Origin of the sequence: Alkalihalophilus marmarensis DSM 21297 (assembly GCF_000474275.2) — a bacterium.
Lineage (GTDB): Bacteria > Bacillota > Bacilli > Bacillales > Bacillaceae_D > Alkalihalophilus > Alkalihalophilus marmarensis.
This window is the reverse complement of sequence record NZ_ATAE01000038.1, coordinates 25,085-39,362: the sequence shown is the minus strand read 5'-3', so window position 1 is coordinate 39,362 and position 14,278 is coordinate 25,085. Positions and strand designations below refer to the sequence as shown.

Annotated in this window: 17 protein-coding genes; 12 read left to right on the top strand and 5 right to left on the bottom strand. The window is 40.2% G+C overall.

The window, feature by feature from the left end:
* The first annotated feature begins 10 nt into the window (after positions 1 to 10).
* The gene (gene dctP, locus A33I_RS14055; RefSeq protein ID WP_022628989.1) at positions 11 to 1,084 is read left to right on the top strand and encodes a TRAP transporter substrate-binding protein DctP; all 1,074 of its coding nucleotides are present in this window, start codon (positions 11 to 13) and stop codon (positions 1,082 to 1,084) included.
* Positions 1,085 to 1,389: 305 nt separating this feature from the next.
* Here the strand turns inward: dctP and A33I_RS14050 are convergent, their stop codons facing one another.
* Positions 1,390 to 1,881: a hypothetical protein gene (locus A33I_RS14050; protein ID WP_022628988.1), complete on the bottom strand. Its 492-nt coding sequence runs from the start codon at positions 1,879 to 1,881 to the stop codon at positions 1,390 to 1,392.
* 153 nt (positions 1,882 to 2,034) lie between these two features.
* On the opposite strand from A33I_RS14050, the gene chrA reads away from it, so the two are divergent.
* The 6 genes from chrA (at position 2,035) to A33I_RS14020 (ending at position 6,955) form a co-directional block, all read left to right on the top strand.
* Positions 2,035 to 3,228, top strand: a complete 1,194-nt coding sequence (gene chrA, locus A33I_RS14045) for a chromate efflux transporter (RefSeq protein ID WP_022628987.1) — start codon at positions 2,035 to 2,037, stop codon at positions 3,226 to 3,228.
* Positions 3,229 to 3,333: 105 nt separating this feature from the next.
* Positions 3,334 to 4,278: a D-2-hydroxyacid dehydrogenase family protein gene (locus tag A33I_RS14040; protein WP_031311668.1), complete on the top strand. Its 945-nt coding sequence runs from the start codon at positions 3,334 to 3,336 to the stop codon at positions 4,276 to 4,278.
* A gap of 245 nt (positions 4,279 to 4,523) precedes the next feature.
* Positions 4,524 to 4,895, top strand: coding sequence for a Na-translocating system protein MpsC family protein (locus A33I_RS14035; protein WP_012960282.1), 372 nt, complete (start codon positions 4,524 to 4,526; stop codon positions 4,893 to 4,895).
* A gap of 112 nt (positions 4,896 to 5,007) precedes the next feature.
* A complete protein-coding gene (locus A33I_RS14030; protein ID WP_022628985.1) occupies positions 5,008 to 6,012 on the top strand; it encodes a sodium-dependent bicarbonate transport family permease in 1,005 nt (334 codons plus the stop codon).
* 48 nt (positions 6,013 to 6,060) lie between these two features.
* The gene (locus tag A33I_RS14025) at positions 6,061 to 6,546 is read left to right on the top strand and encodes a carbonic anhydrase (RefSeq protein WP_022628984.1); all 486 of its coding nucleotides are present in this window, start codon (positions 6,061 to 6,063) and stop codon (positions 6,544 to 6,546) included.
* Between the two features lie 229 nt (positions 6,547 to 6,775).
* Positions 6,776 to 6,955: a hypothetical protein gene (locus A33I_RS14020; RefSeq protein ID WP_022628983.1), complete on the top strand. Its 180-nt coding sequence runs from the start codon at positions 6,776 to 6,778 to the stop codon at positions 6,953 to 6,955.
* A 229-nt stretch (positions 6,956 to 7,184) separates the two neighbouring features.
* On the opposite strand, the gene A33I_RS14015 is transcribed toward A33I_RS14020, so the two are convergent.
* Positions 7,185 to 8,348: an MFS transporter gene (locus tag A33I_RS14015; RefSeq protein WP_022628982.1), complete on the bottom strand. Its 1,164-nt coding sequence runs from the start codon at positions 8,346 to 8,348 to the stop codon at positions 7,185 to 7,187.
* A gap of 127 nt (positions 8,349 to 8,475) precedes the next feature.
* On the opposite strand from A33I_RS14015, the gene A33I_RS14010 reads away from it, so the two are divergent.
* Entirely contained in the window at positions 8,476 to 9,234 is a 759-nt protein-coding gene (locus A33I_RS14010) for a TrmB family transcriptional regulator (RefSeq protein ID WP_022628981.1), read from the top strand.
* A gap of 152 nt (positions 9,235 to 9,386) precedes the next feature.
* On the top strand, positions 9,387 to 10,706 hold the full coding sequence (locus tag A33I_RS14005; protein ID WP_022628980.1) for a Na+/H+ antiporter family protein: 1,320 nt from the start codon (positions 9,387 to 9,389) through the stop codon (positions 10,704 to 10,706).
* 42 nt (positions 10,707 to 10,748) lie between these two features.
* Here the strand turns inward: A33I_RS14005 and A33I_RS14000 are convergent, their stop codons facing one another.
* Positions 10,749 to 11,348, bottom strand: a complete 600-nt coding sequence (locus A33I_RS14000; protein ID WP_012960275.1) for a biotin transporter BioY — start codon at positions 11,346 to 11,348, stop codon at positions 10,749 to 10,751.
* A gap of 207 nt (positions 11,349 to 11,555) precedes the next feature.
* On the opposite strand from A33I_RS14000, the gene A33I_RS13995 reads away from it, so the two are divergent.
* On the top strand, positions 11,556 to 11,996 hold the full coding sequence (locus tag A33I_RS13995) for an RDD family protein (RefSeq protein ID WP_012960274.1): 441 nt from the start codon (positions 11,556 to 11,558) through the stop codon (positions 11,994 to 11,996).
* A gap of 47 nt (positions 11,997 to 12,043) precedes the next feature.
* Here the strand turns inward: A33I_RS13995 and A33I_RS13990 are convergent, their stop codons facing one another.
* Positions 12,044 to 12,316: an HU family DNA-binding protein gene (locus A33I_RS13990; RefSeq protein WP_012960273.1), complete on the bottom strand. Its 273-nt coding sequence runs from the start codon at positions 12,314 to 12,316 to the stop codon at positions 12,044 to 12,046.
* 91 nt (positions 12,317 to 12,407) lie between these two features.
* Positions 12,408 to 13,238 (bottom strand): YihY/virulence factor BrkB family protein, encoded by an 831-nt coding sequence (locus A33I_RS13985; protein WP_012960272.1) that lies wholly within the window; start codon positions 13,236 to 13,238, stop codon positions 12,408 to 12,410.
* A 185-nt stretch (positions 13,239 to 13,423) separates the two neighbouring features.
* On the opposite strand from A33I_RS13985, the gene A33I_RS13980 reads away from it, so the two are divergent.
* Complete coding sequence (locus A33I_RS13980) at positions 13,424 to 13,825, top strand: hypothetical protein (RefSeq protein ID WP_012960271.1); 402 nt, start codon at positions 13,424 to 13,426, stop codon at positions 13,823 to 13,825.
* Positions 13,822 to 14,241 (top strand): hypothetical protein, encoded by a 420-nt coding sequence (locus tag A33I_RS13975; RefSeq protein WP_022628979.1) that lies wholly within the window; start codon positions 13,822 to 13,824, stop codon positions 14,239 to 14,241. Before A33I_RS13980 ends, A33I_RS13975 begins: the two co-directional genes overlap by 4 nt.
* Positions 14,242 to 14,278: the final 37 nt, after the last annotated feature.

The following is a 14,278-nucleotide window of genomic DNA, read 5'->3' as shown; positions in this document are numbered from 1 at the left end:
GGGGTATTCGATGTTTTTTAAAAAGAGAAAAGTACTAACAGGCGCAATGGCAGCAGCACTTGCAGTAGGTCTTGCAGCATGTGGAAGTGACGATGCTTCAACAGAAGGCGATAACGGAGCTAGCGGCGGGGAAACGTATGACTGGCGCTTTGTCGTAGAGGAAACAGAAGGACAGGTACAATATGAGTACGCACAAGAATTTGCTGAGCTTTTAAATGAAAAGACAGATGGCCAAGTAAATATTGATGTATATGATTTCGGTTCATTAGGTAGTGAAGTTGACCAAGTTGAAGGCGTCCAGCAAGGGATGTTTGAAATGGGGATCATTTCTCCAGGTTTTACTGGCGGCTTAGTAGCTGAAGGGCAAGTGTTCTCATTGCAATTCTTGTTCCCAGATGACCAAGAAGTGACTCAAGAAATCTTAAATACAAGCGAAGCGTTAAACACACATTTAGTCGAATTATATGAAGCGCAAAACCTTAAGCCGCTTGCATTTATGTCAGAAGGGGCAATGCAGTGGACAGGGAACCGTGAATTACGTACACCTGATGACTTTAACGGCTTTAAAATGCGTACACAAAGTTCACCTTTAATGCTTGAAACATATGGAGCATATGGCGCTGACCCATCTCCGCTTAGCTGGTCAGAGCTTTATGTATCGCTTGATCGCGGAGTAGTGGACGGACAGGAAAATCCAATTTTCTTTATCGAGGATGCGTCCTTCCACGAGGTTCAAGATCATATGACAATCTCAAACCATAACACGTATGTAGCAATGGTTACGATTAACCCTGGTATCTACAATGATCTGCCTGAAGATATCCGCACAGCATTAGATGAGACGGTAGAAGAAATGCGTGATCGTGGATTTGAAATTCAAGACCAGCTAAACGAAGAGCTGCTTGATTCGATTGTCAATGATACGGATAACCCAACAGAAGTGATTGAGCTGACTGAAGAAGAGCGTGCAGAGTTCCGTGAGCTGCAGCTGCCAATTCGTGACTTCTTCCGCGATGAAATCATTGGTGATGAAGGCCGCGAAATGTTCGACCTTCTATTAGAAGAAATTGCTGAGCATGAATAATAACAAATAGGAAGGATTGGCCTGGTATGTGCTGAGGATGCGAATCTGATTGGTTCGACTCTGGTTGAACAGTAATTGTATCTTTTCCGACCGTTTATGCGTCAGAGACAAATTCAATTGCGTGCAATCATCGCCTTATTGCGTTCATATCCGCCTCCATTGCGCCAATCACAAGTAATTGAGCCGCTTTAGACGGGATATGCGTCAATATGAGCCAGTATGATCTCAACATATAACATTATTGCGTCCTTTCCTATACGAACAAAAGCTGTCCTGCGATAAGCGGGACAGCTTTTGCTATGTTTTTAACTGGCGGGGGTGCTTATAAACCCAATAATCATCAAGCCGACTGTAATAAGTCCTGCTGCGATGGTTAAGAAGACAATCAGCTTTTTCATCACAGGTATGTCATAGAAGCTTCTCGTCAATTCATCAATCACGAAAAAGCCAAATGCTGCGAAGACGGCAATATACCCTAAATTTGCTTCCCATAACCCAAATAAAGCAACGAGCGCGATATGAATAGCAAGGGAAATGCCTCCTCGCACAATGGAATTCGTGTATTTACGGCTAATAAACTCGGCAAGCACGGATACAGGCAGCAGATAAAAGAGAATTCCCGTTAGAGCGAATAAAGAAACAAAAAACCAGGCTTCATAAAACGTTTGAAACATGTCCCAAGAGCTGATGTAGGTAGACCCGAAGAGAATAACAAAGAAGCTAGTAAGAATAGCGACTAGAACTTTACGTAGAACCATGAGTGTTTTCCTTCCTTTATGTAACAATAATAGTTTCATCGTACCATCCTCCATATAGACAGACAATGGAAGGAAGCAAGGAGTAAAAAAATCGACATTGTTAAGTCTATGTAAAGGTTTCTTGGTGAAATTGAGAACTGGCCTGTGTAATGATACATTAAAGGAAGGATAGATCAACTAGAGGAGACAAAGATGGCACAAAAAAAAGAAATAGGCTTTAAAACACTCATTGAACTTTTAATTATTTCTACAAGACTGGGTCTTACATCATTTGGCGGTCCTGTTGCGCACTTAGGATATTTTCATCAAGAATATGTGCGAAAGCGTAAGTGGATGGACGAGTCAAGCTATGCAGACCTTGTAGCACTGGCGCAGTTTTTACCGGGCCCCGCCAGCAGTCAGGTTGGCATAGGGATCGGTGTGATGCGAGCAGGAGTAATAGGAGGAATCGTTTCATTTATCGGATTTACGCTGCCTTCTGTTATTGCTTTAATCGTGTTTGCCCTGCTTGTTCAAACGTTTGATGCAGGCGATGCTGGATGGATTCACGGATTGAAGATTGTTGCTGTCGTGGTTGTGGCTCACGCAATTTTAGGGATGGCTAAAAATTTAACGCCCGATGTGAAACGAAAAACGATTGCTTTAGCAGCCTTGATGGGGACGCTTTTGTGGCAAACAGCGTTTACACAAGTGGGAGTCATCCTGCTAGCAGCAATGGCCGGGTACATGCTGTATAAGAACCATGATAACGTAGACCAGGTGAAAATGAACTTTCCGATCAGCAAGCGTTTTGCCTCAGTTTGTTTAACTATATTTTTTGGACTGTTAATTCTTCTTCCTATCGTAAGAGAGATGACAGCTTACAACTGGGTAGCGATGTTTGATAGCTTTTATCGTGCAGGCTCCCTTGTTTTCGGCGGTGGTCATGTTGTCTTGCCGCTGTTAGAGCGTGAATTTGTGCCCGCTGGCTGGGTAAGTGAAGAAGCCTTTCTTGCAGGGTACGGGGCAGCACAAGCCGTACCAGGTCCTTTATTTACATTTGCTGCTTACCTGGGAGCTGTGATAAACGGATGGCAGGGCGGACTGCTTGCGACTGCTGCTATATTCTTGCCGGCTTTTCTATTAATTTTAGGAGCTCTTCCTTTTTGGGATGCGCTGCGCCGTCATGATAAAGTGAGAGGAGCATTAATGGGAGTAAATGCGGCTGTAGTCGGGATCTTAATCTCAGCATTTTATCACCCGATCTTTACAAGCTCCATTTTATCAGCTGTTGATTTTGCATTCGCTGCGTTATTATTTACGATGCTTGTCTATTACAAATGGGCACCGTGGATTATCGTATTAACAGGTGCAATAGGCGGAATGATCTTATCTTTCATTTTTTAATAACTAGAAGCTGTCTCATAATGGAGATAGCTTCTTTTTTATTTAGGAGGAAATTACGAGTCTGTTATGGAAATAGTTCACATGAAGAAATAGAAAGTAGGAGACATGATGAAGCTTGTTATATTAGACGATTATGAGCGCACCACTGATCGAATATCTTTTGAACAGCTTTCTTTAGCAAATGTAAAAGTAGAAATCTTTTATGATCAGGCAGAGGGAGATGAATTAGTAAACCGTATCAGAAATGCAGATATCATAATCCCGATTCGAGAACGCACCCACTTTACACGAGAGCTTCTTCTCAGACTGCCAAACCTTAAACTGATTGCTCAAACTGGCTCTGGTATAGCTCATATTGACAAAGAGGCAGCAGAGGAGCAAGGAATCGAGATTCTCACTACACCAGGAGGATCTCAAGCTGTGACGGAGCTTGTATTTGGATTAATGATTGCTCATGCTAGACAAATCCTTCCACTTGATCAAGGGTTAAAACAAAATAAATGGCCGATTGCTATGGGCATAGGATTAGCTGGCAAGACGTTAGGTTTGATCGGTTTAGGCAAGATCGGTGCTGGAGTAGCAGGTATTGCAAAAGCATTTGGCATGAGAGTAATCGCTTGGGGTCCTCGTTTAACAGAGGAAAGAGCCCTTCTACATGATGTTGAATATGTAGAGTTAGAGCAATTGTTTTCTCAATCAGACTTTTTTTCAGTGCATGTGAGATTGGTCCCAGAAACAAGGAATCTAATCAAAGCCGAGCATTTTAAAATGATGAAAAGAAATGCGTTCTTTATTAATACATCGCGCGGAGAAATTGTTGATGAAGAAGCGCTCGTTCAAGCTTTAGAGGAGAAACAAATAGCGGGAGCAGGCCTTGACGTATTTACCCAAGAGCCGCTTAAGGCAGCCCATCCGCTTACCGAACTAGATAATGTGATACTTACCCCGCATATTGGATGGAAGACAGATTCGACAGTTGAAATGTTCTTAAATAAAGCGCTAGATAATGTAATAAAATATCTTAAGAATAAAGCAAAATTAAAAAACTAATTATTAAAAAAATGATTGACACAAGACAATGAAAACCGTAAGATGAATTTAACTTAATAACCGAGAGATTTTTGTTTTAACTTCGATTAGAAGAGAGGCTTTAGCAGGCAGTTAATAAATATTGGCTGAATGAAGAAGCAGCTTGTTTGAGAGAAGGAAAAATAGGTATAAATCGGTATATTTCTTAATGGGAGGGGACTCTATTGGGGAATATACCGTTTTTTGTTTGCAGAGGAGAGAGAAAAATGGTTTCTAAAACAAAAGGAAGCATGGAAGCTGAAATAAGCAAGGTGTTAACACAGTGGGAAAAAGACTATCTTGGGAGAGGGTCTGTATCTGTGAAAACAGACATTTTGCGAGATATGATTATCGTTAATTTACTCGGAGTTTTAACGCCAGCAGAGCACTCGTTAAGTAAAACGAAAGAGGGTATGCTCTCGATTAAGAGAATAAGAGCCGATTTAATTGAGTCGGGAAAAGATGGATTAATTGACATTATCTCTTCCATTACTGGTGAAGAAGTGAAAAGTTTTCACACTGATGTCAGCACCACTACAGGTGAGAGAATTATGGTTTTTAAGCTTACAGCTAACCTGGAAAAGAAAGCAGCAAAGTAAATAGGTGGGAGATCGTTCAAAAACCGAGAAGGTAGTTGAAGATAAACCGACAATGATCAGGATTAAATCCTGTAGTTGTCGGTTTTTTTGATTAATTAAAAGGAGGAAGATGATGCAAGAAATTATGTTGGAGAATTTATTATCGCCTGTCGTGTTGTTTTTTGTATTAGGCATTATTGCAGCTATATGTAAATCAGACTTAAAGTTCCCGCCTGCGCTAAGTGAAGCATTAAGTATATACCTTCTGATAGCAATCGGGATAAAAGGAGGAATAGAGCTATCTCGTTATTCTATTCAAGATGTGTTAGCACCAATAGCGGCCGTTTTATTCTTGGGAACAATTATCCCTGTATTAATCCTCATCTTATTGCGGCTCATTCATTTAGATTTAGATAATTCAATTGGATTAGCTGCTACGTATGGTTCAGTAAGTATTGTTACATACGGGGCAGCCATCTCCTTTTTAGATAAGGTTGGTACATCTTATGAAGGGTTCATGAATGCTTTAGTGGTATTAATGGAAAGCCCAGCTATATTAGTCTCGCTTGTTCTCCTAAAGCTGGTTGAAAAAAATAAACAAATAGCACCTGTTTCTCAGCGAAGTTTAGGTATTGTCTCCACTTCTCATTTATTTGATAAAGAAGTTCTGAGAGAAAGTATTTTCGGCAAAAGCATTCTTCTATTATTAGGCAGTCTTCTTATCGGTCTGTTTTTAGGGGAGCGTGCCATTCCAATGATCAAGCCATTATTTATGGATTTATATAGCAGTGTACTGATCTTATTTTTATTGAATATGGGCTTGGTTGCGGGTGAACGCATTAAAGAAGTAAAAGAATTTGGTTGGAAACTTTTAATCTTTGGACTCATCGCACCCGTTTTATTTGGACTTTTAGGAGTTTTGGCAGGTACAGTAGCAGGCCTCTCACTTGGAGGAGCTACGTTAATGGGAGTGTTGGCCGGAAGTGCTTCTTATATAGCTGCTCCAGCAGCTCTGAAAACATCCGTTCCAAAAGCAAACCCATCGATCTATCTAGGGCTGGCATTAGGAATTACATTTCCTTTTAACTTAATTGTTGGAATACCGCTCTACTTTGAATTAGCAAAGTGGATGCAATAAATATATGAAATTTGAACAATATGCTATCTAATATAGGGGGTAAAACAAATGGAAAAGAAAACAGCAAATAAAAAGACATTAATTATCACTAGTCTAGAAGGAAATCAGTCATTGTGGCTTTCCTCCGTGTTAAAGAAGCCGTTAGATGAATTGCTCTTTATTAACTCATATGGCAGTTTTATTTCTCAGTCTTATGGCTGCATCATTCGCAGTATTCTCATGGCGGCATATTATGAAAATGTTGAAGATGTATATGTCATTGGGGTAGAAGGAGACAAAGAGAGTAAGATCCACAGAGAGGAACTCCTATTGAAACTGGAGGAAGCAGGGGTTTCCGGGAACACACTCCACACACTTGATTACATTAGAGTGGTGGAAAAGGATATCATCTCTTGGTTAACCGGACCTGAAGATATGCAAGAAGTCATTAAGAAAAATATAGACCTTATCGAACGTCACCCCTTAATGCCAAAAACAATCAATGTTCAGGGTTTTATTACTGCAAAAGGGGCAAATACACTAAAAGCAATCTAATGAATAAGAGGCTGGGACAAAATTAAAGTAACTTATGGGAATTTGAATAGTGCAGGTGCGCTCTATGTGCCGCTCCTGAACTATACTTCGCTTTCCATGGGAAGCTGCTGAGCCTCCTCGGGCTTATGCCTTGTGGGGTCTCAGCTTTGCTTTACTACTCATAGGTGTCTCCACATATTTCATCCGCTAAGTTATATTTTTGGAGGATGTTATTTGGAGGATTTAATTTATGGCGCGCAAAGTTCAAATGAATATCGGACTGAGCTACCACTTGTTACACATTACATTCCCAAGCATTGTGCTGCTATTAATGAGGGAGCAACTAAAGACATTCACGCTCCAATCAACGGAGCGTGTAGAAAATGGAGTGTTCTTGCAACAAAAAGACGACTTGTCATTTCAAAAATGACTAAGTCGTCTTTCTTATTTCAACAAAATATATCTTTAATAAATAGAATGATTAACATGCTGAGAAACGAACGATGTGCTAACTAGCGGATGAATTATACGGGACTTCTGCGGTGACTAGAGCAGGAGTGAGATCCCACAGGACCATAGCCCGAGGAAGCTCACTAGCTCACCGCGAAAGCGTAGTATAGTTCAGGAGCGTCCTAGATAAGTCGCATCTAATTAAATACTTATGCAGCAGTTGATAAAGCTTTTTCTTTTCGTTTTGTCATTGACATGATCACCACCCCTAACGAGAAGAGAACGAATACGCCTCCGACTGTTGCGTTCATTTCTACCGTTGACTGCTCAATCACAATACCGCCGATCATTGAACCTGCAGCAATTCCAAAGTGAAGAGCAGAGTTGTTCAAACTTTGTTGAATGTCAGATGTTTTTGGGGCTGTTTCAATTAAGTAGCTTTGAATTGCTGGAGTAATCGCCCAGCTTAACATGCTCCAAACGACCATCACAACTAAGAACAGCGGCAGAATTGATGTTGTGTATGGAATTGTGAAAATAGAAACAGCAAAAACAATGATTACCCCCACAATCGTAGGCTTTGTCCCAAAACGGTCAGCAAGCATTCCGCCAACACCGCCCCCGATGATTGCTGCCACACCGAAGATTAAATACATCATACTAATCCAAGTCCCGTCCATTCCCATCGTCATACGTAAAAATGGAGTCAGGTACGCATAAAGCGTTAAATGACCAGCTAAGAATAGAAACGATGTTAACTGTATGAGTAAAATCTTTCTATTTTTTAATGTTTGCAATTGCTTTTTAATCGATAGCGCTGGTTTTGGCTCGATTTTGTCCATTAAGAAATAAACACCGATAAACGAGAGAGCAGTTAAGGCCGTAATCATGATAAATGGTGCTCTCCAGCCAAATGCATTTCCAAGCATAAGACCAGCAGGAACTCCAAGTACGAGTGATGCACTAATTCCCATGAAAACAATCCCAATCGCACGTGCTCTAAACTCTTCAGACACGATGTTTGAGGCGATCGTGACACATAGAGCAATTAAAAGAGCCCCGCTCATGGCAGAGATGATCCGTGCCACTAAAAGCATCGCATACCCAGAACTTAATACAGCTAAAAGATTGGCAAAGAAAAACACGACCAAAGCAATTAGCGTCAGTTTCTTTCTTTCCATTTTAGCTGTCGCCGTCAATAAGATCGGTCCAAAGACAGCAAAGACTAATGAGAAAATAGAAATGAGCATCCCGACTTGACCTAGTGTTACTCCAAGATCAAATGCAACGAGATCTAGGATGCCTCCCAATATAAGTTCTACTAAACCTACGATAAAAGAAACAATCGTTAATAAATAAACTCGTTTATCCATAAAAACACCTCTTTAATTAGTTACCACTAGAAGGGTAACATTAAAAGGTGGATGGCACAAGGAGAAATTTTATGATTATGTTTCCTGTGCTATGATTAAGACAAGGATAAATAAAGGAGAATGCAGCATGCTTCAACAATTTGGATTTACACAATATGAAAGCCAAGTGTATACGTCACTTATCACAGTGAACCAGCCGTTAGATGCTACGGCGATCGTGAAGCGCTCAAGTGTTCCAAGGTCAAAAGTATATGAGGTTCTTCAGCGTCTCTCAGATAAAGGAATGATTCTAGAAGCTACAGTTGAGAAGAAACGCTTATATACAGCGCTTCCTTTAGAATCAGTTATTGAAAAATTAAAAGCAGATTTTGAGGAGAATATTGAACAACTTAAAAAGATTGAAGTGGAAGATGTACCGCTTGATGACCGTATTTGGAGCTTGAAGGAAAACCAATCGATTCAATCCTTAATCAAGGAACTAACGGAAGGCGCAGAGCGTTCGATTTATCTATCTGCATGGGGCGATGACCTGAATCAATTTCTTCCAATACTAGAAGAGAAAGATCGACAAGGGCTCGACATTCATATTCATGCGATTGGAGAGATTGAGACAAGTATTAAAGCTGTGTCCACTCTTATTCCTGATCAGCATCATAATACGCTAGAACGCAGCAGGATTTTAATTGTCGATCAAAGAGAAATGCTCTTTGCAGGGATTGAAGAGTCGAGCTGGCAAGCGATCCGTACCCAATCACCGCCTTTAGTAAAATTCTTCACGGAATTTTTCTATCATGATGTGGCTTTGACGAAAATTACAAAACGGTATAAAGAGACAATTATGAAAGACGAGGAAATTAAAGATATATTGCTGAAATTACGTTACTAACAACACTTGGATAAAGAGCCAAGTGTTTTTTTCTTTAGTCCTTTATCACACGAAAGAAAGTCATTGACAATGAGGTTCGTAGAATGATAGTGTATATGTATGTTTTAGTTCATTAGTGATTTAATAAGATAAAGGATTAGGAGTTGATTTCGATGAATGCTGTATTACTCGCAGTCATCGTGATGCTTGTACTTAGTTTGGTACGTGTACACGTGGTGCTTGCCTTAATCATTGGAGCACTTGTAGGTGGATTTGTAGGCGGACTTGGACTTGAGCAGACGGTGGCAGTATTTAGTGATGGGTTAGGAGGAAGTGCCACTGTTGCATTAAGTTATGCTTTACTTGGAGCGTTTGCAGTCGCTATTGCAAGAACAGGTCTTCCTGATATGATGGTCAACACAGTAATTAAGCTTGTGGGACGTAATGGAGATACAGAGAAACAGATATTATCTAAAGCACTTATTTTCTTTTCTATTCTTGTCATTTCTTGTTTCTCTCAAAACGTGATTCCAATACATATTGCGTTTATTCCGATTTTAATCCCGCCGATCTTAAAAGTGCTTAATCGTCTAGGAGTAGATCGCCGGGCCATTGCTGCAATCATGACATTTGGTTTAACAGCACCTTATATATTCCTGCCTTATGGCTTCGGTGCGATCTTTCACGGAATTGTAGCGGATAATATGGCGAAGAGCGGTTTAGCGATCGAGCTTGGCGATATTCCGGTGGCTATGGCTATCCCAACTGCAGGGCTTGTTCTAGGGCTGATTGTAGCGGTATTTGTAACATACCGTAAACGTCGTGTGTATGAAGACCGTCCGATTATTGGGGAGGCTTCAGAACAAACCCCTTATACTACATGGTCGATTACAGCAGCCATTATCGCTGTTGTGGCTACCTTAGTCGTTCAGCAAGTAACAGAGTCTATGATTATTGCTGGATTAGCTGGTATTGTGATTTTATTAGTCAGCGGCGTTCTGAAATGGAGAGAAGCTGATGATGTTGTTACAAATGGTATGAAGATGATGGCATTCATTGGGTTTGTCATGCTTGCCGCATCAGGGTTTGCAGCGGTTATTCGTGAAACCGGTCATGTTGAGCTATTAGTGGATCAAGTTTCAGGGATCCTTGGAGATAGTAAAGCTGTTGCTGCTATTCTTATGTTGGTGGTTGGATTATTCATCACAATGGGAATCGGTTCTTCATTCTCAACGGTCCCTATTATTGCAACTCTGTTTGTACCGCTTGGTATGGCAGTAGGTTTCAGTCCAATGGCGATTATTGCTTTAATTGGTACAGCTGGGGCATTGGGTGATGCCGGAGCGCCTGCATCAGATAGTACGCTTGGACCAACGGCTGGTTTAAATGCTGATGGACAGCATAACCACATTTGGGATACATGCGTACCGACATTCCTTCACTTTAATATTCCGCTATTAATCTTTGGATTTGCAGCGGCAATGATTTTATAAGCAGAAGAGACCCCCTCAAACGAACTTGAGGGGGTCTTCGCTTTATGAAGCTAGCTTTCGTTGAAGGGGATTCGCATTTTTATTAACCGTGTGATAAATGCGAGAAGCAAGAACAGCTGCGAAAATTGTAAAAATGATGTCTTTTACAAGAGGTGCAACCATCCATGACCAAGCCATTCCGTAAGTGATCGCATCTAGGTCTGCAATAAATTGATAAGCGAAGTACATATAATTCGTTCCGAGAACATAATTTATCGTAAGACCCACAAAGCATGCAACCATAAATGTTGAAACGGATTTCTTGCTGCTTCTCTCAATGATTTTACCAACGACAAAAGCTAGAATGATAAAAGATAATAAAAATCCAAACGTAGGGCTGACAAGAGAACCTAAGCCTCCGCGAAATTGGGCGAAAACAGGGAAGCCAGCTAGTCCAATCAGGACATAAATCATCATAGCTAGAGCACCGCGTCTTGAGCCTAAGAGAGCACCGGCTAATGTCGCAAACAGTGTCTGCAGCGTGATGGGTACCCCGCCAATCACTAAGAAGGATGTAACGTTTGCGCCGATCGCCATTAAGGCTGCAAACATTGGGATAAGGACCAGTTCAATAGTAGAAAAATAGCGTTTACGACTTGACATATGTTCACCTCATGTTAGTAATTAGTTAACATTAGAATAATCTGAACATTGTTTTTTGTCAACTAGATTAAACGTCTTGTTAACAATGTTTGTGATAGTTTGGGAGAGTGAATAGTGATATAATGGAAAATGTTTGACTAATGTTTATCATATGGTTAACGTACTTATGAATAATAAAAGAGGTAAGAGAAGAAAGGGGAAGTCTATATGGTGAAACAACCCGCGGGATTTTGGATCCGTTTTGGAGCTTCTATTTTAGATGGATTGTTATTAGGACTTGTTACATTTATCATTTCAATGGCTTTGAATTTTAATGAGGATGGGCAGTTAATTTTTGATTCGGTTGTTCAGTTAGCCTATCTGTTGATTCTTCCTGTCTTATGGTACGGCTATACGTTAGGGAAGAAGGTATGCGGAATTCGTATTGTGAGAATGGACGGCAGCAACGTTGGATTCGGTACGATGCTTCTTCGCGTGCTCGTAGCAGGTTTTGTGTATGTGATTACACTAGGGATTGCCTATGTTGTATCGGCATTTATGGTCGGCTTACGTAAAGATAAACGTAGTATTCACGATATGATTGCGAATACGTATGTAACGTATGAGAAGCCAGTAGAAAATGAAAATCCATATCAAACCGAAGCATAAAATAAAAGCATGAACCTAATTGGGTTCATGCTTTTTATTTACATTAATTACTTAACAGCATCTTTCAGTTGTTTACCAGCTTTGAATGCCGGTGTTTTTGTTGCAGGAATATCAATTTCTTCACCAGTTTGCGGATTGCGCCCTTTTCTTGCAGCACGTTCACGCACTTCAAAGTTTCCAAAACCGATCAATTGAACGGTCTCGCCTTTTGACATTGTTTCTGAAATCACATCAAATACTTCATTTACTGCGTTCCCTGCATCTTTTTTAGATAATTGCGTACGTTCAGCAACTTCATTAATAAGTTCTGTTTTATTCATTATTCCCAACTCCTTTAAATATCTTCGTCCTGCCAATCTGATACAAGCATTGACCGTTTTCAGACTTTTATACATGAATTTAGTGAAATGGCTATAAATTCTCTGCTTTCGCCCGTTTTTGGTGAAAAATTGTCGCATTGATCTCTCCGCCGACGATGATAATCAGACCGGTTAAGAAAAACCAAAGCATTAGGATAATGACTCCGCCTAAACTTCCATAGGTTGCTGAGTAGTTACCAAAGTTAGTCACGTAATAGGAAAAAAGCAGAGAGATGATTTGCCACCCTATAGTAGCACTTAATGCCCCAATTATGACTTGTTTAAACTTCAATTTTACATTTGGTGCTGCCCAATATAAAAACATAAGAACAAGAGTCATAAGCCCGATCCCTATAATCCACCTTAATACGTTTAAGAATTCAGCGGTCTCGGGTGGTACGGCAAACAAGTATTCCATTCCATTAATAATTAATTTACCAAACACCGGCAAAAGGAGGGTCGTTACCACCACAAAAATCATGCATAACGTAAGCAGGATCGAAAGCAATCGCAGTGACAGGAAATTCCTTGTTTCCTCAATGCCATAAGCGCGGTTTACAGCGCGAATGAGGGCATTTACTCCATTTGATGCTGACCACATGGCTGCGATTACCCCAAATGAGACTAAACCGCCTTGAGGGTGGCTGATCACTTCAAGAATCGTATTCCCAAACAAATCGGCTAAATCGCTTGGCACATAATCATATAAGATTTGATACACTTGATCAATATTTAATTGAAAGTATGGCAAAAGGGCGATCATAAAAATCAGCAATGGGAAAATAGATAACATGAAGTAATAGGCAAATGTAGCTGACCAATCTGGGATGGGATCCGTTTTTAATTGTTCCATAAAATGCTTCATAAACGAGTTCTTTTTCATTGATTAATCCTCTCTGTAACTGATTAGGACAAGCTTTTGTACAGTGAACATTATTCGTTCAATTAGTATTCATTATTCCCTTGCTTATTACCCGCTCAAACTATTGTATAATAAGAAGTTGGTAATGATGATTGACCTTCAGATCATTTATTCACTCGACATTCAATTAAAAGGGGAGAAGATTAATGAGCCGTACAAAGTTTTTATTAAGAACATCTGCCATTTATGCGTTGATCGGAACGTTTATGGGTTCACATATGGCCGGAGCAGGGTCGATGATGTTAAGAGCGATTCATGCTCATATTTTAGTAGTCGGCTGGCTTTCGCTGTTTGCTTTTGCAATTTTTTACCGGGTATACCCTATCCCAAAGCAGTCTAAATTAGCCGCTGCCCAAGTATGGACTGCATTTATTGGTGCTTTTGGACTGACAGCAGGCATGTACATTTACTACATGAAGCCAGACTTTATACCAGAGATCGTGCAGTTATTATTCTATATTATCGGCGGAACAGTCCTAGTGGTAAGCTTTATTTTATTTGCTGTTATGACGTTTGTACACAGTAAAGGGATGACGGATAAGGAATGAAGACATTTATAGCAGAAGAACCCAAGATTCTCTGGACGATTCTATTTTTTATGGCGATGACTTATGCGTATGCTCTAGAAGGTAATACTCAGTACTTTGCTTATGCAGCGATGGCTGTAAGCTTTCTAGCATTAACCACTCGTTATCATCTAACGGTAGAAGAAGATAGACTTGTAATGATAATAAAAGTAGCTGGTATGAAGGTTCGGACGAAACAATTGCAAGCAATGGAGATTACAAATGTCCATCAAATTATTGCAGGATCGAAAGTCATTTTCATTGTTACGGGCAAGTCAGGTCAGCAGATGAAAATTCATCGTTTTAAGCCGCATTCATTTGAACAAGAGGTTAGTGAGTTTGTTGATCGTAATGAATTACAAATCAAACAGACGATCACAAAGGAACGGAAACAATAGTCATATAATCTGAAAATTCTCGTAAATGTTTAGACTT

Coding starts and splice junctions, on each gene's coding strand:
- A33I_RS14010 (WP_022628981.1), top strand. CDS start 8,476: ATGCTTCAACAATTTGGATTTACACAATATGAAAGCCAAGTGTATACG.
- A33I_RS13980 (WP_012960271.1), top strand. CDS start 13,424: ATGAGCCGTACAAAGTTTTTATTAAGAACATCTGCCATTTATGCGTTG.
- A33I_RS13995 (WP_012960274.1), top strand. CDS start 11,556: ATGGTGAAACAACCCGCGGGATTTTGGATCCGTTTTGGAGCTTCTATT.
- A33I_RS14005 (WP_022628980.1), top strand. CDS start 9,387: ATGAATGCTGTATTACTCGCAGTCATCGTGATGCTTGTACTTAGTTTG.
- A33I_RS13990 (WP_012960273.1), bottom strand. CDS start 12,316: ATGAATAAAACAGAACTTATTAATGAAGTTGCTGAACGTACGCAATTA.
- A33I_RS13985 (WP_012960272.1), bottom strand. CDS start 13,238: ATGAAAAAGAACTCGTTTATGAAGCATTTTATGGAACAATTAAAAACG.
- A33I_RS14035 (WP_012960282.1), top strand. CDS start 4,524: ATGGTTTCTAAAACAAAAGGAAGCATGGAAGCTGAAATAAGCAAGGTG.
- dctP (WP_022628989.1), top strand. CDS start 11: ATGTTTTTTAAAAAGAGAAAAGTACTAACAGGCGCAATGGCAGCAGCA.
- chrA (WP_022628987.1), top strand. CDS start 2,035: ATGGCACAAAAAAAAGAAATAGGCTTTAAAACACTCATTGAACTTTTA.
- A33I_RS14040 (WP_031311668.1), top strand. CDS start 3,334: ATGATGAAGCTTGTTATATTAGACGATTATGAGCGCACCACTGATCGA.
- A33I_RS14000 (WP_012960275.1), bottom strand. CDS start 11,348: ATGTCAAGTCGTAAACGCTATTTTTCTACTATTGAACTGGTCCTTATC.
- A33I_RS14015 (WP_022628982.1), bottom strand. CDS start 8,348: ATGGATAAACGAGTTTATTTATTAACGATTGTTTCTTTTATCGTAGGT.
- A33I_RS14030 (WP_022628985.1), top strand. CDS start 5,008: ATGCAAGAAATTATGTTGGAGAATTTATTATCGCCTGTCGTGTTGTTT.
- A33I_RS14025 (WP_022628984.1), top strand. CDS start 6,061: ATGGAAAAGAAAACAGCAAATAAAAAGACATTAATTATCACTAGTCTA.
- A33I_RS13975 (WP_022628979.1), top strand. CDS start 13,822: ATGAAGACATTTATAGCAGAAGAACCCAAGATTCTCTGGACGATTCTA.
- A33I_RS14050 (WP_022628988.1), bottom strand. CDS start 1,881: ATGAAACTATTATTGTTACATAAAGGAAGGAAAACACTCATGGTTCTA.
- A33I_RS14020 (WP_022628983.1), top strand. CDS start 6,776: ATGGCGCGCAAAGTTCAAATGAATATCGGACTGAGCTACCACTTGTTA.